At 31.3% G+C, this 22821-nt stretch carries 18 protein-coding genes; 14 read left to right on the top strand and 4 right to left on the bottom strand.

What is annotated here, in order from left to right; all coding sequences use genetic code 11:
• Positions 1 to 247 precede the first annotated feature (247 nt).
• Positions 248 to 904: a YigZ family protein gene (locus C8E03_RS18240; protein WP_110291788.1), complete on the top strand. Its 657-nt coding sequence runs from the start codon at positions 248 to 250 to the stop codon at positions 902 to 904.
• Here the strand turns inward: C8E03_RS18240 and C8E03_RS18235 are convergent.
• Together C8E03_RS18235 and typA are read right to left on the bottom strand one after the other, a co-directional pair.
• A complete protein-coding gene (locus tag C8E03_RS18235) occupies positions 901 to 1785 on the bottom strand; it encodes a phosphatase PAP2 family protein (RefSeq protein ID WP_110291787.1) in 885 nt (294 codons plus the stop codon). The genes C8E03_RS18240 and C8E03_RS18235 overlap by 4 nt on opposite strands.
• 413 nt (positions 1786 to 2198) lie before the next feature.
• Complete coding sequence (gene typA, locus C8E03_RS18230; RefSeq protein ID WP_094376466.1) at positions 2199 to 4028, bottom strand: translational GTPase TypA; 1830 nt, start codon at positions 4026 to 4028, stop codon at positions 2199 to 2201.
• A 215-nt stretch (positions 4029 to 4243) separates the two neighbouring features.
• Here typA and C8E03_RS18225 point away from each other — a divergent pair, with 215 nt between their 5' ends.
• The 6 genes from C8E03_RS18225 to prfA all read left to right on the top strand — a co-directional run bounded on the left by C8E03_RS18225 (position 4244) and on the right by prfA (position 10060).
• Positions 4244 to 4873: a single-stranded DNA-binding protein gene (locus C8E03_RS18225; protein WP_094376467.1), complete on the top strand. Its 630-nt coding sequence runs from the start codon at positions 4244 to 4246 to the stop codon at positions 4871 to 4873.
• 299 nt (positions 4874 to 5172) lie between these two features.
• Positions 5173 to 6573, top strand: a complete 1401-nt coding sequence (gene rho, locus C8E03_RS18220; protein ID WP_110291805.1) for a transcription termination factor Rho — start codon at positions 5173 to 5175, stop codon at positions 6571 to 6573.
• 188 nt (positions 6574 to 6761) lie between these two features.
• Positions 6762 to 6971: a 50S ribosomal protein L31 gene (gene rpmE, locus C8E03_RS18215; RefSeq protein WP_094376389.1), complete on the top strand. Its 210-nt coding sequence runs from the start codon at positions 6762 to 6764 to the stop codon at positions 6969 to 6971.
• A 129-nt stretch (positions 6972 to 7100) separates the two neighbouring features.
• Complete coding sequence (locus C8E03_RS18210) at positions 7101 to 8051, top strand: DUF1385 domain-containing protein (protein WP_094376390.1); 951 nt, start codon at positions 7101 to 7103, stop codon at positions 8049 to 8051.
• Positions 8052 to 8064: 13 nt separating this feature from the next.
• Positions 8065 to 8892, top strand: a complete 828-nt coding sequence (gene prmC / locus C8E03_RS18205) for a peptide chain release factor N(5)-glutamine methyltransferase (protein WP_110291786.1) — start codon at positions 8065 to 8067, stop codon at positions 8890 to 8892.
• Between the two features lie 91 nt (positions 8893 to 8983).
• Positions 8984 to 10060 carry a peptide chain release factor 1 gene (prfA, locus tag C8E03_RS18200; RefSeq protein ID WP_110291785.1) on the top strand — a complete coding sequence of 359 codons (1077 nt, stop codon included), beginning with the start codon at positions 8984 to 8986 and terminating at the stop codon, positions 10058 to 10060.
• Positions 10061 to 10184: 124 nt separating this feature from the next.
• Here prfA and C8E03_RS18195 read toward each other — a convergent pair whose 3' ends face one another.
• Both C8E03_RS18195 and C8E03_RS18190 read right to left on the bottom strand, forming a co-directional pair.
• Positions 10185 to 11927, bottom strand: coding sequence for an ATP-binding cassette domain-containing protein (locus tag C8E03_RS18195; protein WP_170123058.1), 1743 nt, complete (start codon positions 11925 to 11927; stop codon positions 10185 to 10187).
• Positions 11911 to 13710, bottom strand: a complete 1800-nt coding sequence (locus tag C8E03_RS18190; protein WP_110291783.1) for an ATP-binding cassette domain-containing protein — start codon at positions 13708 to 13710, stop codon at positions 11911 to 11913. The genes C8E03_RS18195 and C8E03_RS18190 overlap by 17 nt, the downstream gene beginning before the upstream one ends.
• A 263-nt stretch (positions 13711 to 13973) precedes the next feature.
• Between C8E03_RS18190 and C8E03_RS22980 the strand changes: the two genes are divergently transcribed.
• The 7 genes from C8E03_RS22980 (at position 13974) to C8E03_RS18160 (ending at position 22796) form a co-directional block, all read left to right on the top strand.
• Positions 13974 to 14270, top strand: coding sequence for a DUF2087 domain-containing protein (locus C8E03_RS22980; protein WP_408609928.1), 297 nt, complete (start codon positions 13974 to 13976; stop codon positions 14268 to 14270).
• Positions 14271 to 14357: 87 nt separating this feature from the next.
• The gene (locus C8E03_RS18180) at positions 14358 to 15446 is read left to right on the top strand and encodes a radical SAM protein (RefSeq protein ID WP_110291781.1); all 1089 of its coding nucleotides are present in this window, start codon (positions 14358 to 14360) and stop codon (positions 15444 to 15446) included.
• A gap of 26 nt (positions 15447 to 15472) precedes the next feature.
• A complete protein-coding gene (locus tag C8E03_RS18175; RefSeq protein ID WP_110291780.1) occupies positions 15473 to 16765 on the top strand; it encodes a radical SAM protein in 1293 nt (430 codons plus the stop codon).
• A 47-nt stretch (positions 16766 to 16812) separates the two neighbouring features.
• Positions 16813 to 19077 carry a B12-binding domain-containing radical SAM protein gene (locus tag C8E03_RS18170; RefSeq protein ID WP_110291779.1) on the top strand — a complete coding sequence of 755 codons (2265 nt, stop codon included), beginning with the start codon at positions 16813 to 16815 and terminating at the stop codon, positions 19075 to 19077.
• 244 nt (positions 19078 to 19321) lie between these two features.
• On the top strand, positions 19322 to 19456 hold the full coding sequence (locus C8E03_RS22635; protein ID WP_278321198.1) for a hypothetical protein: 135 nt from the start codon (positions 19322 to 19324) through the stop codon (positions 19454 to 19456).
• A 1120-nt stretch (positions 19457 to 20576) separates the two neighbouring features.
• A complete protein-coding gene (locus C8E03_RS18165; RefSeq protein WP_110291778.1) occupies positions 20577 to 21356 on the top strand; it encodes a hypothetical protein in 780 nt (259 codons plus the stop codon).
• Positions 21357 to 21491: 135 nt separating this feature from the next.
• Complete coding sequence (locus C8E03_RS18160) at positions 21492 to 22796, top strand: ArsB/NhaD family transporter (RefSeq protein WP_330410862.1); 1305 nt, start codon at positions 21492 to 21494, stop codon at positions 22794 to 22796.
• Positions 22797 to 22821: the final 25 nt, after the last annotated feature.

Below are 22821 nucleotides of genomic sequence, written 5' to 3'. Positions count from 1 at the left end.
TATGTAGACCTTTGTACGAAGTTAAGTACTTTTTTAGGGGTTAGGCAATTTATAGTTTATTATAGAATAAATGTTAGTTATAGGATTGGCAATTTTTTGAAAATTATACAATAAGTGAAATGAATTTTATACGTTTTTTTATTGTTAGCCAATAAAAAGAAAGACTAGGAATAATTAAAAAATGGTGTATAATATAGGCGAATAACAGATATAAATAAAATCTATCAGGTAAATACGGAGGAAGTCAATGATCGAATATTATAAAGCAGTATATCAGGGAGGAGTAGGAGAGCTGACAGAAAAAAAATCCAGATTTATTGCAACCGTTTGTCCGGTTAATAATGAGGAGGAAGCCGTGTCCTTTATTGAGTCATCAAAGAAAAAATATTGGGATGCATCACACAACTGTTCGGCATATGTGATAGGTGAAAACAATCAAATACAGCGTTGCAGTGATGATGGAGAGCCCGGACAGACAGCAGGAAAGCCAATGCTTGATGTTTTATTGGGAGAGGGAATACATAATAGCGCTGTTGTGGTAACCAGATATTTCGGAGGCACACTTCTTGGTACGGGAGGACTTGTACGTGCCTACGCATCGGCAGTGCAAGAAGGATTAAAAAATAGCTTGATAATAGAAAAAAAGTACGCTGTTAAGCTGTTTATTTGCACAGATTATAATGGAATCGGAAAGATTCAATATTTGCTGGGGCAAAGAAAAATCAATATTTATTCCAGTAATTATACGGATCAAGTGGATATAACGGTACTAGTACCGATTAAAGAGCTTGAGGAATTAAAAAAGGCAGTCATAGAGACTACCAATGGAAAAGCAGTTTTGGAAGAAATAAATTATTTATATTTTGCGCAAATCAATGAGGATGTCATCTGTTTTGAAAGTTAGTAATTTTTATGAAATAGTTTTACAATGATTAGCGGATACAAAATCATAATCCAACATACTAAAATAAAATATCGTATCGTGTCGGCAGTGAGGCTTGTGCCTAGTAACACTTTTAAACCGGACTTTAAGGCAACAGCAATAAAAAGACCCAGCAAAAGTTTAGTTACTTGAGTGAGTGGACTGCCTTTTTTCTCGTCAAAACAAATAAAGGAAGGCTCAATATACCAGCCAAGTGCAAAGCCAATACCTGCGCCAATAGATTTAAAACAGTCATGAAACTGAGTCAGGTCTGCATTTGGAAGATTCTTAAGCACTAAGGAATATATTAGTATGATTGCTGAAAAAATAGCCAAGGTAATAGCAACTGTTTTGGGGACATAGCTAGAAACATCAACTTTTTTATTCAGAAACAACACAATTAAAAAGGATATAATCATAGAGGTCAACACATCCTTTGGTGTATGGTATCCCAGAAACATTCTCGAAAAACCGACTCCTACAATCAGAAAAACAAAAAAGATACGCCGCCATGCTTTTTTCGATGCAAATGCAAGCGAACCAAATAAGGCGGTACTGCTTTGTGTATGACCACTTGGAAAGGAATAGCCTGTCGCACTGTCAAGCATTAATTGGGACGGCTGAAAGGTTGGGTCTAATATCCATGGACGAGGAATACAGAATGTAAGTTTTAATGACTGAATCAATAGTCCACTTGCAAAATATGCAATACAAATCTTACGAGCCAGTTTTTTATCTAAGCACCAGTATAAAAAACAGATCACGGTAATGGCAAAAGTTTCCTCTCCCAAAAAAGTGAACAGACTGAAAAGATAAGTTAGCGGTGTGGTTCTAAATTGTGCTAAAAATTTTAAAAATTCCATTATTATCCTGCTTTCAAGTTAATAATACCATTATATCATAAAGTCTGTTATCTGAAAATGGTTACTTATTTTTTATATTACCAAAATATAAAATAAAATTTGTATTTTTAAAACAACAAATAAAATTTATAAAAATATATTTACAAATAACTTTAAAAATGTTAATATTCAGATATTGAATATTGCATTTTATATGTGCACAATAATTGTAATATTTAGTTTTGCCAGGTTAGGGGGGAATCAATGATTTAAAAATAGGATTTAAGTATTAAAATTTGGATGATAAGTTATTAGATGATAAATTACGATATTAGTTACTCTATTTAAATAAAAAACAAATAAGGCTGTACCTTTAACGGTAACAGCCTATTTTAAGTTATTTCATGAAACTATTCTGTAAATTTCATAATATATTAGTTATTACGTGTTGCACGTCTACGCATGGTTGGATCAAGGTATTTCTTTCGAATACGAAGACTCTTTGGTGTAATCTCCAAAAGCTCATCGGTGTCAATAAAGTCCAAAGCCTCTTCAAGACTTAATACTTTAGGAGTGGTTAAGCGAAGTGCCTCGTCAGCACTGGAAGAACGAGTATTAGTAAGCTTTTTTGTCTTACATACATTAAGTTCAATATCTTCTGCTTTTCCATTCTGACCGATTACCATACCGGCATAGACCTTTTCACCGGGTCCGATAAATAAAGTTCCTCGTTCCTGCGCGCTATATAAGCCATAAGTGATAGATTCCCCTGCTTCATATGCAATTAGAGATCCTTGCTTTCTATACTGAATATCGCCACGGTAAGAGCCATAGCTGTCAAAAACAGTATTTAACACACCATTACCTTTTGTATCAGTCATAAATTCACCACGATAGCCAATAAGACCACGGGAAGGAATTAAAAATTCAAGTCTTGTATAGCCGCCGTTTGCAGCTCCCATAGCACGAAGTTCACCCTTACGCTGGCTTAATTTATCAATAATAGTTCCGGAATATTCCTCAGGAACATCAATATAAGCAATTTCTATTGGCTCAAGCTTCTTTCCATGTTCATTTGTATGATATAATACTTCTGCCTTACTAACAGCAAATTCATAGCCTTCACGACGCATATTTTCAATTAATACGGACAAATGCAGCTCGCCGCGTCCTGATACCTTATAACTGTCGGCATTTGCACTTTCCTCCACCCTTAAGCTGACATCTGTATTAAGTTCTTTAAACAGTCTGTCGCGAAGATGACGTGAGGTTACAAACTTTCCTTCTCGTCCGGCAAGTGGACTATCATTGACAATAAACTGCATGGCAATTGTGGGTTCAGATATTTTCTGAAATGGAATCGGAACAGGTTTGTCAACAGAGCAGATAGTATCTCCGATATGAATATCCGCAATACCTGATATAGCTACGATAGAACCTATCGAAGCAGATTGAACCTCTACTTTATTTAAACCGTCAAATTCATACAGTTTACTGATTTTGACCTTTTTTAACTTATCAGGCTCATGATGATTTACAACAATAGCCTCTTGATTTACCTTAATGGTACCATTATCAACCTTTCCAACGCCAATACGGCCTACATATTCGTTGTAGTCGATAGTACTGATGAGCACTTGTACATCAGCATCCGGATCTCCTTCAGGAGCAGGAATATAGTCAAGAATGGTTTCAAATAATGGAAACATATTTTCTTGCTTGTCATTTAAGTCTTTAATTGCAAAACCGGCTTTTGCAGATGCAAAAATAAAAGGACAGTCAAGCTGTTCGTCTGATGCATCCAAATCCATAAACAGTTCTAAGATTTCATCAATTACTTCTTCCGGTCTTCCCTCGGCCTTGTCAATCTTATTGATACAAACAATTACATGCAAATCTAATTCAAGTGCTTTTCTAAGAACGAATTTAGTCTGAGGCATAGCACCTTCATATGCATCCACTACTAATACTACACCATTTACCATTTTAAGTACTCGCTCAACTTCTCCGCCAAAATCTGCATGACCGGGAGTATCAATGATGTTAATCTTAGTGTTTTTGTAATAAACAGCCGTGTTCTTTGACAATATTGTGATACCACGTTCACGTTCAATATCATTTGAATCCATTACTCGCTCTGCAACTGCCTGATTGGCACGGAATGTACCGCTTTGTTTTAGAAGCTCATCCACCAAAGTAGTTTTTCCATGGTCAACATGGGCTATAATGGCTATATTTCTTATATCTTCTCGTTTTTGTTTCATAAATAATTAATCCTTCTTTCTAAATTCGCACTAGTGGCAACTTTAAACAGTTTATCATATTTTTGCAATAATACAAGCATTTTTAATCGTCATTATTCATAAAAATAAAAAAATTTTAAAAATTTCGTTCTAAAATGGAATTAATTTGAATAAATATACTTATGGACAATATACGAGAAGAGATACTTCGTTAAAAAGAAGGGAGAAATTTAATAATGGCGGATAAGGTAATTGAAAACAATCAGGTTTCGGTAATAGGGGAAGTTGCATCGGGGTTTACATTTAGTCATGAAGTATTTGGTGAAGGCTTCTATATGATGGATATTATGGTTAAGAGGTTAAGCGATTCATCAGATATTATTCCTCTGATGATTTCGGAACGACTTTTAGACATCAATCAGGATTACCGGGGAAAAAACATCTGTGTGCAGGGTCAATTCAGATCCTACAACAGGCATGAAGAAAAAAAGAACAGACTAGTATTGTCAGTGTTTGCAAGAGAAATTGAATTTATTGAAATTGTAGACGACAATGTGAAAACAAATCAAATCTTTCTGGATGGCTATATCTGTAAGGCGCCGGTTTATAGAAAGACACCGTTGGGACGGGAAATTGCAGATCTCCTAATCGCTGTTAATAGGCCATATGGTAAATCAGATTATATACCATGTATATGCTGGGGCCGAAATGCAAGATTTGCATCAACCTTTGAAATAGGGGGTCACGCTCAAGTATGGGGGAGAATACAGAGTCGTGAATATACCAAAAAAATAGATGATATTTCTTCCGAAAAAAGAGTAGCCTATGAAATATCGGTCAGTAAATTAGAATATGTAAAGAATTAAGATATGATGTTATAATAAGCATATTTATTAAACAGACCACAAGCATATCTATGCTATGTGGTTTGCTTAATAAATTTATATTAGCATGAAATGAATAGGCAGCTTGTCAATTAAATTATAAATTTTCAAAAAAAATAATAAAATAGTTTCTATTTAGATTAGTTTGGTGTATAATAATAACATTGTAACTAAATCATCATCAATTCTGATAAAAAAATCCAACAGCAACATTTAAAATATAACGAATTGAATATATTTGGGGGTACAGTATGACTAAATACTCGAAAGAAGGAGATTCTATGAGAGAGAAATATGAATCATTGTCTGTAACTGCATTAAAGGATGTAGCGAAGGCAAGAGGACTGAAGAACATTTCAGCCATGAAAAAAAGTGAGCTGGTTGCGGCTATGCTAAGAGAAGATGAAAAGCAGGCTGAGCAGCAAAATGAAGCAGGTGAAGATACAACAGAGAATAAAGCTGTGTGTAATAAGGCCGACACAAATAAGACCGACACAAATAAGGCGGACAGCAATAAAACAGAAAATAAAATGACTGAGTCAGAAATGGATAAGCTAGACAGCGGAATAGCGGCAAAGGGAATATTAGAAGTATTACCGGATGGCTACGGCTTTATAAGATGTGCCAATTATCTTCCTGGAGAAAACGATGTCTATGTATCACCGTCACAAATCAGACGTTTCAGCTTAAAGACAGGTGATATTATAGAGGGTAACACAAGAGTAAAGACACAGGCAGAGAAGTTTAGTGCCTTATTGTTTGTGAAATCAATTAACGGTTTTCACCCTTCAGAAGCGTCAAGAAGAAGAAACTTTGAGGATATGACACCAATTTTTCCAAATGAGAGATTAAGACTTGAAACAAATGGCAAGGCAACTTCTATGAGAATTGTAGATTTAATTTCGCCAGTAGGCAAGGGACAAAGAGGTATGATTGTGTCACCACCTAAGGCTGGTAAAACAACACTGTTAAAGCAGGTGGCAAAATCGATTCTTGCCAATAATAAGAACATGCATATGATTATTCTGCTTATTGATGAAAGGCCAGAAGAGGTAACTGATATTAAGGAATCGATTGAAGGAAGCAATGTGGAAGTCATATATTCCACGTTTGATGAACTACCAGAGCATCATAAGCGAGTGTCTGAAATGGTACTGGAAAGAGCAAAGAGACTGGTAGAGCATAAAAAGGACGTTACAATTTTATTGGATAGTATAACAAGATTAGCAAGAGCTTATAACCTGACAGTGCCACCAAGCGGAAGAACACTTTCAGGTGGTTTGGATCCGGCAGCATTACATATGCCAAAACGATTTTTTGGAGCAGCAAGAAATATGAGAGAGGGCGGAAGCCTTACTATACTTGCTACTGCATTGGTGGATACCGGAAGTAAGATGGATGATGTAGTATACGAAGAATTTAAGGGTACCGGCAATATGGAGTTAGTACTAGATCGTAAGCTTTCTGAAAAGAGAGTATTCCCAGCCATTGACATCCCTAAATCAGGAACAAGAAGAGAAGACCTATTACTTAATAAGGAAGAACAAGAAGCAGTTTATACAATGAGACGAGCCTTAAACGGAATGCGCTCTGATGATGCGGTTGAAAGAATTCTGGATCTATTTGTGAAAACAAAAAATAATGAAGAATTTGTTCAATTGGTTAAGAAAACAAAGCTGTAATCTTTAATATTTATTGAAGAGATATAAGCTCTGGTTTCTAAAGATTGAAGCGTAACTAATTCTTCCTATTTATAATAAAAAAGCTTGCATTGCATAGGAACATATGATACAATGAATAAGCTGTTTATTGAGAAATGAGATCGACAGAGTCGATTTTTATATGATTATGATATGAAGAGGTGAAAATAATGAGAGAAGGAATACATCCAGAATATTTTGAAACAACAGTTACTTGTAACTGCGGAAATACTTTTACAACCGGTTCAACTAAGAAAGAAATTCACGTTGAAATCTGTTCCAAATGTCATCCATTCTATACTGGTCAGCAGAAAGCTTCTGCAGCTCGTGGACGTATTGATAAGTTCAATCGTAAGTATGGTATGAACGAAAACAAATAATATAAGTAAAGATAAGGTTGGGGTTGATTAATCTCAGCCTTTTTTGACATATAGGACAAATTAGATATTTCTTGTATATATCTCAGCTAGATATCTAATTAGAGGAAAATGGAAAGCGAGGAGGATAAAATGAAGTCATCAGGGATTGGCGGACAGGCTGTAATGGAAGGCGTAATGATGAAAAACGCTCAAAAATACGCAATAGCTGTCAGAAAGCCAGATCAAACGATTGAAGTTTTCAACAATGATTTTAAAAGTATTGTAAAAGACGATAAATTTACTAAAATACCTATTATAAGAGGTATGTTTAATTTTATAGATTCTATGGTATTAGGTATGAAATCGCTTACTTTTTCAGCAAGCTTTTTCGAAGAGGAAGAAGTGCAGCCCAGTAAAGCAGACAGAGTGATTGAAAAATTATTTAAGGATAAGGCAGAAAAATTTGTTATAGGAGCTACAGTTTGCTTTTCAATTGTAATGGCAATTGCTCTATTTATGATTTTACCTTATTTTATATCTGATTTATTTAAGAGTTTTATTCTTTCTGATATGGCAATTGCGGCAATTGAAGGAGTCATAAGATTAGTACTGTTTATTGGCTACATTGGCTTAATCTCCTTAATGAAAGATATACAAAGAGTATTTATGTATCATGGTGCAGAGCATAAATGCATTAATTGTATTGAAAATGGAATGGAGCTTAATGTAGAGAATGTTAAAAAAAGTTCAAAACAGCATAAACGCTGTGGAACAAGCTTTTTGCTTATTGTAATGGTAATCAGTATTTTTTTCTTTATGTTTATCAGAGTAGATTCGCCTATTTTAAGAGTTGTGGTTAGAATTGTATTAGTACCAATCATAGCAGGGGTATCTTATGAGTTTATCAAGCTGGCAGGAAGAAGTGAGAATCCAATTGTAACTTTTTTAAGTAAACCTGGCATGTGGTTGCAAAATCTTACAACCAGAGAACCAGATGATTCCATGATTGAGGTTGCAATCGCTTCAGTGGAAGCAGTGTTTGATTGGAAAGAATTTATAGAGGAATCACCTGAAGAAGTAAAGATTCAGGTTCAGGATTAGATGGGAGCCTGCAATGACTTTAAGGGAAGCTTTAGAATTTGGAAGAAATTATTTAGAAAAGCATAAGATAAATGATAATCAGCTTGATGCGTGGTATCTTTTGGAATATGTTATAAAGCAAAACAGAAGCTATTTTTTTCTACACGAAAAAGAGGAGCTGTCTGATTCGCAAGAAAAACGATATAGAGATTACATTGAAACAAGAGGAAAACATATACCGTTGCAGTATATTACAAAAGAGCAGGAATTTATGGGCTTAACCTTTATGGTAAATGAAGATGTGCTTATTCCAAGGCAGGATACTGAAATTCTTGTAGAGGAAGCACAAAAACGCTTAAAAAAAGATGGAGCAGTTCTTGATTTATGTACAGGCTCGGGTTGCATTATAATCAGCCTAAAATATGGAAATAATACGATTCATGCCTATGCTTCTGATGTTTCTCCAAAGGCGATACAGGTAGCGCAGGAAAATGCAAAACGAAATCATGCCGATGTCACGCTGATAGAAAGCAATTTGTTTCAAGGAATTAATAGAAAATTTGATATGATTGTTTCCAATCCGCCCTACATTCCTACAAAGGTTATAGAAGGGCTTATGCAAGAGGTTCAAGAGCATGAGCCGATGCTGGCTCTTGATGGTATGGACGATGGGCTTTATTTTTACCAAAGAATTAGTAAAGAAGCCATGCAATACCTAAATCCAGGTGGTTTTTTATGCTTTGAAATCGGTCATGATCAAGCTGAAGCTGTTACCTTGCTTATGAAAGAAAATAATTTTCAAAACGTAACAATTATTAAGGATTTAGCCGGACTTGACAGAGTTATAATTGGAGAAACATAGCGCAGCAAAGAGAAAATAGAAGCTGATTATATAGAGCAAATAAATGAAAAAGAATGTTATTGTCATGTGTCATGATTATGGAGGAATATAGATGTTTGATAGATTAGAAGATTTACTGATTCGATATGAAGAGATTATGAGTGAGTTAAATGAGCCTACTGTTGCTGAGGATCAGAATCGTTTTCGTAAGCTGATGAAAGAGCAAAGTGATTTAACTCCAATCGTAGAAGCTTATAAGGAATATAAGGCTGCAAAGCAAAACGTAGAGGATAGTTTGGCAATGCTTGATGAAGAAAGCGACGAAGAAATGAGAGAGCTTGCCAAGGAAGAATTAAATGATTCTAAGGCTCGTATTGAGGAACTGGAAAAGGAGCTTAAAATATTACTGTTGCCAAAGGATCCGAACGATGATAAGAACGTAATCGTAGAAATCCGTGCGGGCGCAGGCGGTGACGAGGCAGCATTATTTGCAGCCGAAGTATATCGTTTATATGTGAGATTTGCAGAAAGAAATCGCTGGAAGACAGAGATGATGAGTTTAAATGAAAATGGAATTGGAGGCTTTAAAGAAGTTATTTTCATGATTAACGGACAGGGAGCTTATTCCAAATTAAAATACGAAAGCGGGGTACACCGTGTACAGCGAGTACCTGAAACAGAGTCCGGCGGACGTATTCATACCTCAACGATTACGGTAGCAATTATGCCGGAAGCAGAGGAAGTGGATTTTGAATTAAACATGAATGACTGTAAATTCGATGTGTTTCGAGCATCTGGAAATGGAGGACAGTGCGTAAATACAACAGACTCCGCAGTCCGACTGACCCATATTCCGACCGGTATTGTAATATCTTGTCAGGATGAGAAATCGCAGCTTAAGAATAAGGATAAGGCATTAAAGGTACTTCGCTCCAGGTTATATGAATTAGAGCTTCAAAAGAAAAACGATGCAGAAGCAGAAGCAAGAAGAAGTCAGGTAGGTACGGGCGACCGTTCGGAAAAAATCAGAACCTATAATTTCCCACAGGGAAGATTAACCGACCACAGAATTAAGCTGACTCTTCATAGACTGGATTCCGTGATGGATGGTGATTTATTTGAGGTTATTGACAGCTTAATTGCAGCAGATCAGGCTATGAAGCTGGCAAATATGAATGACCAGGGGTAAAAGTTTAGAATTTGCTGGAGTTTTGAATGAAACGTATTTATGAAATAGAATAGAATGGTTAAAATCGGTCTGCAGGTGTAAAGTCAGACCGATTTTATTATTGTCTATAGATGGTTAATTTAATTTATTTAAAGTATGCACTAGACTGCGCTAAATACATTTCTTTATATTTCCCGCCTAAGTTGATTAATTCATCATGGGTTCCAGATTCAATTATTTCTCCATTATCCATAACAATTACATAGTCTGCAATACTTACAATACCAAGTCTATGTGTAATAATAATGGTAGTTACATTTTTGGCTATCTCCTTAAAAGTAGAAAATAGAGTAGATTCATTGATAGGATCAATAGCTGAAGTAGGCTCATCAAGTACTATAATATTGTGTTTTCTATAAATACACCTAGCTAAGGCAAGTTTTTGCCATTGACCACCAGAGATATCAATTCCTTCAAATTCACGGGACAAAATAGTGTCTAAACCTTTCACAAAGGTTTTGGTATCCGAGATATCAACACCGCATTGTTTTAATATATTCCTTATTTCTAAATCACTAGGATTCGTTAATGTGTTTGATAATATAACATTATCTCTAAGTGAAAATGGGTACTTAGCGAAGTTTTGAAATAAGGATGATTTTGAATTAATATTATTATCTATACTGGAATCTATAGTAATCTTACCTTTAGTCGGGGTAAGAAGTCCTAATAAAAGTCTCGAAAACGTTGTTTTACCAGCAGCATTTTCGCCAACTATTGCAATGATTTGATTTTTTGGTATATTCAAATTGATATTTTTGATTGCATAAACTTTGCTATTCGGATATTTGAATGAAACATTTTTAAAATCAATGCCATTGTTTGTATATGTATTAAAAGTACTTACATCAAAAGAATTATTGAAAAATCTCAAATAGTTCTCGACATCATAATAGAATGACGAAAGAGATTTAAAATCGCGATCTAGCATATCATTAAAAACAGAATACATATCATTTAAAGATGTTATTGTTGCAGCAAGTAAACCTATTGTAATAATTCCTGAATGCGTAAGTGTTATTAGAACAATAAATATTAGAATATAACCAATGTATTTAACACTTTCACCTACTAAAGAATTCTTTAATATTAATTTGGAATGTTTAGTAGTTGAAGACAAATAGGAATCTGTTTCATAATCGATTTTCTTGAAAAAATATTTCCCTGCATTTAGAATCTTTGTTTCTTTTATGTAGCTTATGTCTCCGATACATCTATAGTAGTAGTTGATTTTTTTTCGATTAACTGAAATGTTATTCTCTAAATCTTTATATTCATGCATATTTTTTGAAATAGAATAGAAAGATGGTAATATAATGAATATAAGTACTAATAACATTGAAGGTGAGAATAAGCTATAGTAGATTCCAATAAATATAAAATAAGGTATATTAAATGAGAGTAACATTAAACTTATTATTAAGAACAGCGCGGCACTTTCAGCACCTTGTTGCGCCATATTTTTATTGGTTTCGAACTCTGATTTATAAAACTCATCTAAAGGTATCTTAGAGGTTTTTTTAATAAAATTTATTTGAAATATATCTTTAAATATGTAAATATACTTGTTTATATTATAATTAAAATATGCATTATAAAGTCTTCTAATGAGTAATATTAAACCAACAAATAGCAAGTTTAATAATAATTTCTCTTTACTAATTCTTTCAATTTGAATATAATTAATGAAATTTTGAATAGCCATAATTTGTAGTATCACACTTGCAGCTTGTATTAGTCCCAGCAGGGATAGCAATAGAAGATGCCAAGGATCAAAATTCCACACTAGTTTATAGATCTTGCACCATGTACTAATTTTCTGCTTCAAGCAAATCACCCCCAAGTTCATTTTTGTACCAGCTTTTTTGTGTATCGAACATTTTTCTATATAGACCATTTACACACATTAAGTTCTTATGATTTCCATTTTCCACAACATTTCCAGCATCAATGACAAAAATATTATCGCAATCTTTTATGGTTGCTAAACGATGTGTAATGTAAATAATAGTTTTATTACTGCATAAGGCTTTAAATGTTTCCATTATTTTTAATTCTGAAATTGGGTCTATGGCAGAAGTAGGTTCGTCTAATATAAGTAGATTTTTTTTACTTAATACAGCACGAGCCAAACATAATTTTTGCCATTGCCCTCCAGAGATATTTGTCCCTTCTTCAAGAATATTACCTAAAGGTGTATCCAGACCGTTGGATAAAAAACTAATTTTAAGATCTATATTAAATTTATCAAATATTTCATAGATTTCTTCTTCAAGCAAGGTATGAGATGTTCCAAGTTGAAGAAAATCTTTTATAGAGATGAAATAATTTGAAAAGTCCTGAAAAACAACACATAAATCATTTCTAAATATATTAATATTTAATGAATTAGAATTTTTATCAAAAAAAAGGATTTTACCTTCGTAGTTCTGATATAAGCCTAAAAGCAGTTTAAAAATTGTAGTTTTGCCACAACCATTTTCACCAACTATTGCGTATTTCTTTCCGCATTCTAATATAAAATTTATGTTAGTTAAAATAGTATTTTCTGAATTTAGGTATCTAAATGAAACATTTTTAAATTCGATACTATCTATTTCTTTTGTAATTGATGGGCTTATTGAGTCTTTATATTCAGATTCATCTAAATTAAGGAATTCAATGTAATCTCTGTTTTTAGATGAAGATTCTATAAAATGATCAACATTGTCAGAGAGATCCCAAGACATGATATCGCTTAGTTGAATAAAAGTAGAAAAAAGTGATACAAAAAGTCCTAAAGATATTTCACCTCTTAATAGTGCAAGACCTAAAATAAATGAAATAATAATAGTAAAGATAATAAATGTAATTCCTCCAAACTGTGCTTTGAAGAACCAAATTGACAATGATTTATTTTTGTACTTTCTGCTTTCATTTGCTTTATTATTGTATCTTGTGCAAAGATAATCGCCGTATTTAAATAAATTTCTTTCTTCTACATAGGAAAAATCTACAAGGATTTCTTTTATAACATTTTTTTCACGCTCTAAAGGTTGCACTTTTTTATGAGCTTCATAAGTAGCATTGCCTCCTTTGGAAACCTGAAATAAAATTATAATAGTAAATAAGCAAATTAGTGATGCGGTTGGAATAGAGTATACGGATATTAAAAAAAATAAAAATAAAAGCTGAAAAAATAATGTAACAAAAAAAACTAATGACTTTACATAATTTACAATATTTTCATCAAAATTTTTTAGCATGTTAAACTTGTCTAAAATAATAGAATCTTCATTAAGTATATAATTCATTCTATATTTTTTGGTATATAGTGATTTGTTAGATTCTATAAATGCATGGTATTTAAAATTATTTTGATAATTTGTTTGTAGAATGTTAATTAAAAACATTAATCCCATGCATATAAGATAAATAGATAATGGCCTTATTAGATTAGATAAACTGAATCTTGAGGAACCTAATCTATCTAATACAATTGATAAAACAAAAATTGCGCAATTATATACAAATCCATAAATAATTCCAGATGTAAATAAAAGAATAGAATATTTTTTGGAAAATTTAAAAGGAATTTTAATATATTCAAAGTTATCATGATTTAATATCATAAATTGACTCCTTTACATATTCATAGTTTTAATAAAATAAACACTTCAAATAATAGCATAAAAATTAAAAATAACAAGAAAAAATTAAATAAAAAGTTTAATTTTTAAATTTTATAGAGTATTTTATTTGTTTTAAAAAATAAATCGATTCATTCTATTTGTCATTTAAAATTTATAATATGCCATTTATTTAACTAAATATAACAAATATAAATTGTTATGTACATAAAATACATAAAATTATTGAAATATCTTATATTAATATGTATTATATATTAAAATGTAAGAAAAAAAGCTTGAAAGGTGAAAAAATGATACAAAATTATCTAGACAAAGATAACAAAATTTTTATATTACCCAAAAAAAAGAATAAAAGAATGCAAGTTTATGAGTATCTAATTGATAAATTTGAACAAGATAGGATTTATACTGAAAAAGAAGTAAATATAATTATTAACGATAATCATTCTTTTAATGACTTATGCTTAATAAGAAGAGAATTGGTGGACTATAAACTTTTTAGTCGCTTAGACAATGGGACATGTTATAAAAGGACATAGAAATTAAATTAATAAAGAATGAAGGTAAATAATTGCTTAGATGAATAGATATTTTAAATATTCATTTTCGGGGAAAAGGGGAAAAAGATGAAAGTAACAAAAGATGATGCTATAAAATACTTTGAGCAATTTGCACTAGAAGAAGATGCAACAGAATGTTATTTACAAAATCGGGAGATTATTGATGCAGTTCTATACCAAATTGAAGAGGTAATAGATGATAGAAATACTATATATTTGAGTGATATAAAGGGATTAAAAAGACTTGATAATAGAACGTTTTATATAGGAAATGAAAAAAAGTTTCCTATAGGATGTAAATCATGCCTTTGTGGCAAAGGTTTGAATACTATAAGAAAGACTAATAAGTGCAATGAAAGATGTAAATTTTGTTATTATTACGGACGAATGGATATACAGAGACCTATTCCAGAGGGAATGTGGGAAATTGGTGGAACAAGTTTTTATGAAAAAGATGTGGATTTGCTTATTTCTATATATGATAAACCAATGGGGGTTGCGTACGCTTTTTTAGAGCCGTTTATTGAAATAGAAAAGTATTATAACATTATTAAAAAATTCAGTGATGCTGGAATATATCAACATCTATATACAAATGGTATTTTATCAAATGAAGATTCACTCAGAAAATTAGGAGAAGCTGGTTTAAATGAAATCCGTTTCAATTTAGGTGCGACTCATTGTTCTGATAAAGTAATTAAGAATATAAGTATAGCAAAAAAATATATATCCCTAGTTGGAATTGAAACTCCAATGACACCAGAGTTTTATGATGAATTTTTAAAGAAAAAGAAGAAAATTTTGCAAACAGGATTTGACTTTATGAATTGTGCAGAGCTTCATTTAAATGAGGCAAATATGGTTAATTATATAAATGAACCTATTTATATGTGCAGGCAGGGATATATTTCGCCTACGTGGAGTAGAGTAATTACATTTAAGTTAATGAAGATGGCAGAAGATGAAAAATGGGATATAGTTTTACATGATTGTTCGAATTATACAAAATTTGCAAGAGAATTAAACTTTAGTAATCGTTTGAATATGTGGTATGGAGCTACGTCCTATGCATGTGAATTCAATTCATTTCCTTTTAAATTATTTCTACCAATTTTATTAGATAAAAAATTTCAATTTATAGGAGACAAAAAGTAGAATTATAGATAAGAGGGAAAGTTATTATGGTGTGGTCAAGTTTTGTGTATAAAGTAGATTTAGGCAAAATAGTTAGGTTGAGAAGTAGTAAAAACTTAGTTACAATTGAATTAGATAAAGATATTTTTTTAGAGATAGATAGTGTTTTGTCAAAGAATGCTGATAGTAATTCAAAGTATATAGATGAATTAAAAAAAGTCGAAATAATTGTTGATGATGTGTTACAAGAGCAAGAAGAATTTTATAATGATGTATCAGATGCAATAGAGAAAATTGCTGATGAATTTACCCTAACAATTACACCAACCTTAAAATGTAATTTCCGATGTACATACTGCTATGAAAATGGTACAGATCGAATGAAAGATATTTCTTTTAATACTATTGATATGATCTTTAACTGGGTGCAGAGATATTTGATTGATGAATTACATATTAAGCGAATACATTTTAAATTATTTGGAGGAGAACCTCTTTTTGTAAAGACTGATATTTTGGAATATTTATTCAATCAAATTGATAATTTAAATATTGAATATACAACTGGTATTATAAGTAATGGATTTTTTATAAATGAAAGAAATTGCGATATTATTTCAGGAAAAAATATGGGTTATTTACAAGTGACAATAGATGGTCCCCAAATATACCATGACAAAAGAAGAATGTTAAAAAATGGTGGTCCTACATTTGAACCTATAATAAACAACTTGGAGCTTGCAATAAATAGAAATATTTCAAAGGTATATATTATTAGAGTAAACTGTTGCAGAAGTAATATATTTTTTATTCCAGATTTAATTGATTTTATAGCAAATAGATTTTTTGAATCTAAAGATAGAATTGTTTTTTCATTTGGTCTTGTAGGAAAAAGCTTTAATACGGAAATAAATAGAGTAATTGATGATGATTCGCTTAGATTAGAAGATGGAAGTCTTGCACAGTATGTAAGTTTATATAAGAAAGTTATTAAACTAGGCTTTATCGCTACTGATTATTACGCTATTTCTGCATTATGTTCTAATAAAATAAACGATTCTATAATTATACAATCTGACGGAAATGTTATAAAATGTCTACGCGGAGTTGGAAGAGAAGATTTTAATGAGGCAAAAATAGTTGACTTAGTTTTACCTCAACGAAAGATTAATTATGATTTATATAAGAAATGTTTTGAAGAAGGTTGTCCATATATACCATTTTGTCACTTAGGATGTCAGCATGGTTATTTTATAGAAAATAAGGTTAAAAGTGGTCGTAACTGTCAGCGATTAATTCTAAATTATGTTAATAAAGAGCTTTTAAAAATATTATATTAATTAAGGACAGGACAACCTAACATATTACTATTAGGAAGGAAATATAAATGATAAATAAAATGATAATGATATTTCCACCAGGATGGACACCATTTGCGCCATATTTAGCATTACCGCAATTGAAAGGATATTTAAATGAAAATGAGTTAGATGCGGATATTATTGATGAAAATATTATTTTTTTTGATAACCTGTTGAATGGCGAATATATAAAAGATAAATGGGAAAAGTTGAGCGGTATGTTTGATAGACTGAATTCAAAGGATGTTTTAAATAATAAAGAACAAGTTTTGTTTAAAAGATTAATAAGAATTAAATTATATGAGAAACATGTGAACAATATAGATATGTATAAGAATAGACTAAGATCATGTGGAGATATTTTAGACAAAAATGCATATGAAGAGATAATACAAGTATTTTCAGTGGCATTAGACATAGTTAATATCTTTTATAATCAAATTATTGATTTTACTAACATTGATTTTATTCATTACCGAAGAGATAGGATTGAAGATATAATAAAATTATTAGATGATAGGAAAAATAATATTTTTTTAGATTATTATTCGGAGCTAAGATATAGCTTAATAGAACAAATATTGAGGTATGAATTTGTCGGTTTTTCTATAACATCAGTGGCTCAACTTGTACCTGCTTTGACCTTATGCAAAATGATAAGAGAAAAAGACAAAAATATAATTATTTATTTGGGAGGAAATTATGTTACAAGACTTGTTCAGCAAAGAGTAGAAAAGCTAGCGTTTATATTTGATTATATTGACTTTTTATCTTGCTACGAGGGAGAGTATACACTTAAGGAATTACTTGAAGGCAAAATTACAAGAAAAAATATTTCTGATAAAATACAAACTATTTGTAATATAGTTCATTGCGAAAATGGCAAGATAGTTTTTAATAAGAAAAAAGATTTTGATATTTCAGATGTAAAGTGTCCCAATTTCGATGGATTTGATATAAGTTTATACTTTAATCCTATATTGATTATTCCATTACTAACATCAAAAAACTGTTATTCTAATTGTGCTTTTTGTACGATTTCCAGTGGAACTGGTGGAAAAAGATATAAGGTTTTGGATTTAAGGGAAGTTTACAAACACATGCTTCTCTTGAAGAAAAAATACAATACTAAATATTTTACTTTTGTTGATGAAACATTTGCTTTTCCAAGAATGCTTGAATTGTCTAGTATGATAATTAAAAATAGTAATAATGATTTTCTTTGGTATACAGAAACAAGGTTTGATTATCCAATTACAGATGAGGAAGGAAAAGTTTTATATGAAGGGGGACTTAGGAAATTGCAATTTGGGTTAGAGTCATATAATCAAAGGATTCTTGACCTGATGGAAAAACGTGTAAAGTTGGAATGTATAAGATCAACTCTAGAATGCTGTATGAAAAATAAAATATCATTTCATTTATTCTATATTCTAGGTTTCCCGAAAGAAACAAAAGAGGAGGCAATGACAACTATTAAATTTGTTAAAGATATAATATATCAGGCAAGAACAGTTTATGGACTGCAGGAGTGTTCAACAGGGTTTAGTTCTTTCGGTTTGGAAAAAGGTTCAAAGGTATATAAAAATCCAGATGAATATAGTATTGTAATCATGCCAGATAACAAAAACGATATAGGTTTGGCTAATGAGTATATCGCCAAAGAGGGACTAACAGAGTATGAAGCAATCCAGATGACAAATGATTTAATTGAAAATGATAATAAAGGAAGAGGGGTCTACATTCCTATTACAAGATTGTTAGGGGAAGAATTTAGTCTATTTTTTGCTACTAAAGATCCGGAAGAAATGTATGATTATAAGTTTGAATATCTGATGACAGAAATATGTTTAAAAATAAAAAATAATCCATTTTCAAATAAAACAGGTTTGTGTTATTTATATTATAATTTTACAAATTGTAATTCTTTAATTTTAAATCATGGACCTAGTGAATTAACATCTTTTGAAGAATCTTTATTGAAAGTCTACCAATTTAAAAAATGGGATAATGAAAAAATAAATAAAGAGAAAATGATTGGATTAAATCCTTTTATAAGATATGAAAAGCAAAGTGATAGTGGAATTATTTTTGCTTATGATGCTATTACAGGAGAAGATTATGAATTAAATGAGTTTACATATGAAGCAATGAAAATAATAGATAGACATGATTATAATGAAGCTAAAGATATACTTATAAAAAATAATATATTTGATCACAAAGAATTTACAAAGTTTATAAAAAATGTTTGTGATACAAGGCTTGTCGTTCAATATTATTTTGTTTAAGAATGTATCTAAACATTATTGTTTTAACAGTGAAAGTATGAGTATAATCTCATAGCTTAAAAATCAAAATATAAACTTAATATTGCTTAATTATTAAAAATTTTAGAGTTAGGAAACAAATATTAAGAATATTATTAATTAAAAATTTGCGGTGTAAACGTAATTTATATAACACAATAATTAAGTTATAAAGTCTTTATAGATTTTATATATACAATAATAAGGAGGAAAGGGGAATAATCACATGACAAACAAAAATCAAGATATTAACTTAATTAAGCTTAAAGGATTAAAGATGCTTAACAATCAGACAGATATTAAAAAAATTTATTCACAGAAAAATCTTTGTGGTGTAAACACAAAATATGCAGTAAAATAGTTTTTATAAGGGCAATTAAAGTTTATGACAGAGAAATACTAGGTAACAAAGTGATACATTTGCAACAGTAGTTTAAATAATTAATTATATGCAATAGAGGGGTGAGATTAGTAATAATCGCACCCCATTGCTGACGTGCACCCAAATGCTGTACTTAGCGAAAACGGATATTACAAAGATAAGGACGGGGACCCCCCGTCAGGATTGGGGCCAGATACATTCCCAGCTGGAAATTTGCTTTTTAGAACGGCTTTAGTAGTTACTAAAAAAATAAGATTTATATAACTGCCGTAAGGGGATAGTCTTTCTTAATAACCCGATAGTGTTTTCTACACATCTTCTACTTCTATTAAAATAATATTTTGACCGATTAAATTCAATTCGATACTTGTAAGATCATTTACTAAGCTTCTATGAGTAATAAAACTAAAACGGGTTGAATTTTTTTAATTTATTTAAAATATGGCTAGATATTATAAAGTTCATTTCGTAATTGCAAAAATTTATTGATTAATTCTCGAAACTCAATAATACCCTATGGATTAATCAATTGATTGGTTCGTCTAATACTAAAAGTTAAGGTTCCCAAATTAAAGATAAAGAATTTTCTATCAAAAAACCCACCTTTAGTTATCAAAAATTGCATCTTCGTCAATAAATCTAAACTATTAAAATTAATTATTTATTACAAAAAAGCTGACAAATTAACTTATTTTTACAATAGCTTACGATTTGATAAACAATCATTTATTTTATATAAAATTTTTAATTTAAAAAGAGCTAATATCTACATATAAAAAATAACTTCAGTTGTTTGCAAATGAAATACCGACTCATCCTTTCGTAAAATATGCTATAATAAGATAATCTATTTTTCATGGAGTAATAATATTAATTCTAAATTAGTACTCTTAGCGGTAAATGGCGTTGATGTAGAAGAGGTTCTTGATTTAGAAATGTTACATTGGTTTGCAATACAAGAAGATAATGAATGGCTTATAGATTTATCAGTTGTTTGTTATTTGAAAATTTATTTGTAATTATATAAATAACAAAATGATACAAAATGAGAGTATAGCCTTGAAGTTTAATTAAGGAAATTGTAAGGAGGTAAATTGAAATGAGCAGGAAGGAAATGAAAAGGGTGATAAGTACAACAGGGATGATTTTTATACTCAGTGTTGTATTTTTTACCGGATGTACAAAGGCTTCTGATGCTGAAACGCAGCAGCAAGAGCAAACAAAAGAGACTGATACACAAGAACAAGCTGTAACAAACCAAGAAGATACAAATGAAGAGAACTCTGTGTCAGAAGAATCTGCTCCAAATAAAGAGACAGTATTAAAGATGAGAGAAATCGCTTTGAGCGGAATGACGGACGAGCAAATTGAGAGTATGACGGAACGTGTAAAAAGTGCAAATCTAAGTTTGGAGAACGGTATTATGTTTGATAATTTAATTGAACAGCTTTCTGATTCGGACAGTTTGATGTGGAATTATCTGGAGCAGACAGGTGAAATACAAATAGGTTGGGCATTTGATACAGAAATCTCCCTGGAAGAATCAGGACTTACGAAGGACGAATATATGCAAAAGTATGCAACCACGGTATCAACCAATAATGAGTATGACGCAGACAGTTATATAGCACTAATTGATGAAATATTGGAGTATATAAGCAATGAGGACCTGAAAGCAGATTTTACATCCATGAGGGAATCTGTGAAACAGGCAAAGGAAACCCATGATGTAAATGAAGTCATAAATATTTACCATATTCTTCATGATATGGATTATTACCTGCTTCGCTATGGACCGGAGGATGTCGGTCAATATGTGAGTGATACTAGTACAATCAATAAATATTATGGGGTTTTAAAAATTTATGAAAACAATTAAAATAAATTTCGATTGTACTAAAATTTGATATAAAAATCTATAGCATTTTATCCTTAGTAGAGCTATAATTATTTTGGAATTTAGGATATGTTATAATTCGAAAAAGTTATAGCTGCTATTTAGCCAGAAGATTGAATGGTAACAAATAAGAAGATAAAAGAGGATGATGTTATGACAGAAGTACAAATTATAGCAATTGTAATATTTTTGGTTACTATGACTGCTATAATGACTGAAAAGGTTCACAGATCAGTTGCTGCTATTGCAGGAGCAGTATTATTGGTTATATGCCATGTTATTACAGCGAATGAATGCATTGAAACAGTCGATTTCAATACAATTGGCGTTTTAATGGGAATGATGCTCTTTGTTGCAGTAGTCAAGCAATCTGGTATTTTTGAATATATTGCAATTATGAGTGCGAAGCTGTCAAAGGGAAATCCATGGATTATTATGGTAACGTTTATGATTATTACAGCGGTTCTATCGGCATTCTTAGATAATGTTACGACAGTATTGCTTGTAGGTCCAATGACAATTGCAGTAACAGGAATTCTTGAGTTAAACCCTGTTCCGTTTTTGATGACACAGATTATGGCATCTAATATAGGCGGAACAGCAACCTTGATAGGCGACCCCCCTAATATTATGATTGGAAGTGCTGCTCATTTAAGCTTTATTGACTTTATTTTAAATACAGGTTTAACTGCATTCTTTGTTATGTTTGTAAATGCTTTATTGTTTTATTTTATATATGGTAAAAATTTGCAGGTAGCTGCTGACAAAATGGAAAAGATAATGAGATTGGATGAAAAGAAAGCAATTAAAAGCCATTCTCTGATGGTGAAAAGCATTATAGTTATGATATTAGTTGTTGCTTCCTTTATCCTGCATGATTGGCTGGGCATGGAATCCAGTATTATTGCGCTGACAGCGGCTACTATTATGCTGTTGATAGGGAAGCAGGATCCAGAGGAAATTATACTAAGTGTTGAATGGTCTACTATAATTTTCTTCATGGGTTTGTTTATTGTTGTGGGAGGTCTTGAAAAAACAGGTGTGATTGAAATGCTTGCAAATGGATTGCTTGCGATTACGAATGGGCATCAAATTATGACAATGATTTTAATACTATGGATTTCGGCTATCGTATCGGCGTTCCTTGATAATATTCCGTTTGTTGCAACCATGATTCCATTGATTTTAACCATGCAAAGCGGCGGTATGCAAGTATTGCCTTTATGGTGGGCATTATCTCTTGGAGCATGCCTTGGAGGAAACGGAACTTTAATTGGAGCATCAGCCAATGTAGTTTTATCAGGAATAAGCAAAAAGAACGGATATCCAATTACATTTTCCTATTATTTAAAAAGAGGCTTTCCACTTATGATCATTTCAATTGTTATTGCAACCGTAGTTCTATACTTGAAATACAGCTAATAGTATTATAGTTTTATCGATTCAG

The organism is Lachnotalea glycerini (assembly GCF_003201285.1).
Lineage (GTDB): Bacteria > Bacillota > Clostridia > Lachnospirales > Lachnospiraceae > Lachnotalea > Lachnotalea glycerini.
Note: the sequence above shows the minus strand (reverse complement) of the source record. Positions and strands in the feature narration are given on the sequence as shown.

Excerpts from the sequence above, each read along its gene's own strand:
- C8E03_RS18175 (WP_110291780.1), top strand. The coding sequence starts at position 15,473 with ATGGTGTGGTCAAGTTTTGTGTATAAAGTAGATTTAGGCAAAATAGTT.
- C8E03_RS18180 (WP_110291781.1), top strand. The coding sequence starts at position 14,358 with ATGAAAGTAACAAAAGATGATGCTATAAAATACTTTGAGCAATTTGCA.
- rpmE (WP_094376389.1), top strand. The coding sequence starts at position 6,762 with ATGAGAGAAGGAATACATCCAGAATATTTTGAAACAACAGTTACTTGT.
- C8E03_RS18210 (WP_094376390.1), top strand. The coding sequence starts at position 7,101 with ATGAAGTCATCAGGGATTGGCGGACAGGCTGTAATGGAAGGCGTAATG.
- prmC (WP_110291786.1), top strand. The coding sequence starts at position 8,065 with ATGACTTTAAGGGAAGCTTTAGAATTTGGAAGAAATTATTTAGAAAAG.
- C8E03_RS22980 (WP_408609928.1), top strand. The coding sequence starts at position 13,974 with ATGTATTATATATTAAAATGTAAGAAAAAAAGCTTGAAAGGTGAAAAA.
- C8E03_RS18160 (WP_330410862.1), top strand. The coding sequence starts at position 21,492 with ATGGTAACAAATAAGAAGATAAAAGAGGATGATGTTATGACAGAAGTA.
- typA (WP_094376466.1), bottom strand. The coding sequence starts at position 4,028 with ATGAAACAAAAACGAGAAGATATAAGAAATATAGCCATTATAGCCCAT.
- C8E03_RS22635 (WP_278321198.1), top strand. The coding sequence starts at position 19,322 with ATGACAAACAAAAATCAAGATATTAACTTAATTAAGCTTAAAGGATTA.
- C8E03_RS18240 (WP_110291788.1), top strand. The coding sequence starts at position 248 with ATGATCGAATATTATAAAGCAGTATATCAGGGAGGAGTAGGAGAGCTG.
- C8E03_RS18165 (WP_110291778.1), top strand. The coding sequence starts at position 20,577 with ATGAGCAGGAAGGAAATGAAAAGGGTGATAAGTACAACAGGGATGATT.
- rho (WP_110291805.1), top strand. The coding sequence starts at position 5,173 with ATGAGAGAGAAATATGAATCATTGTCTGTAACTGCATTAAAGGATGTA.
- prfA (WP_110291785.1), top strand. The coding sequence starts at position 8,984 with ATGTTTGATAGATTAGAAGATTTACTGATTCGATATGAAGAGATTATG.
- C8E03_RS18170 (WP_110291779.1), top strand. The coding sequence starts at position 16,813 with ATGATAAATAAAATGATAATGATATTTCCACCAGGATGGACACCATTT.
- C8E03_RS18190 (WP_110291783.1), bottom strand. The coding sequence starts at position 13,710 with ATGATATTAAATCATGATAACTTTGAATATATTAAAATTCCTTTTAAA.
- C8E03_RS18235 (WP_110291787.1), bottom strand. The coding sequence starts at position 1,785 with ATGGAATTTTTAAAATTTTTAGCACAATTTAGAACCACACCGCTAACT.
- C8E03_RS18225 (WP_094376467.1), top strand. The coding sequence starts at position 4,244 with ATGGCGGATAAGGTAATTGAAAACAATCAGGTTTCGGTAATAGGGGAA.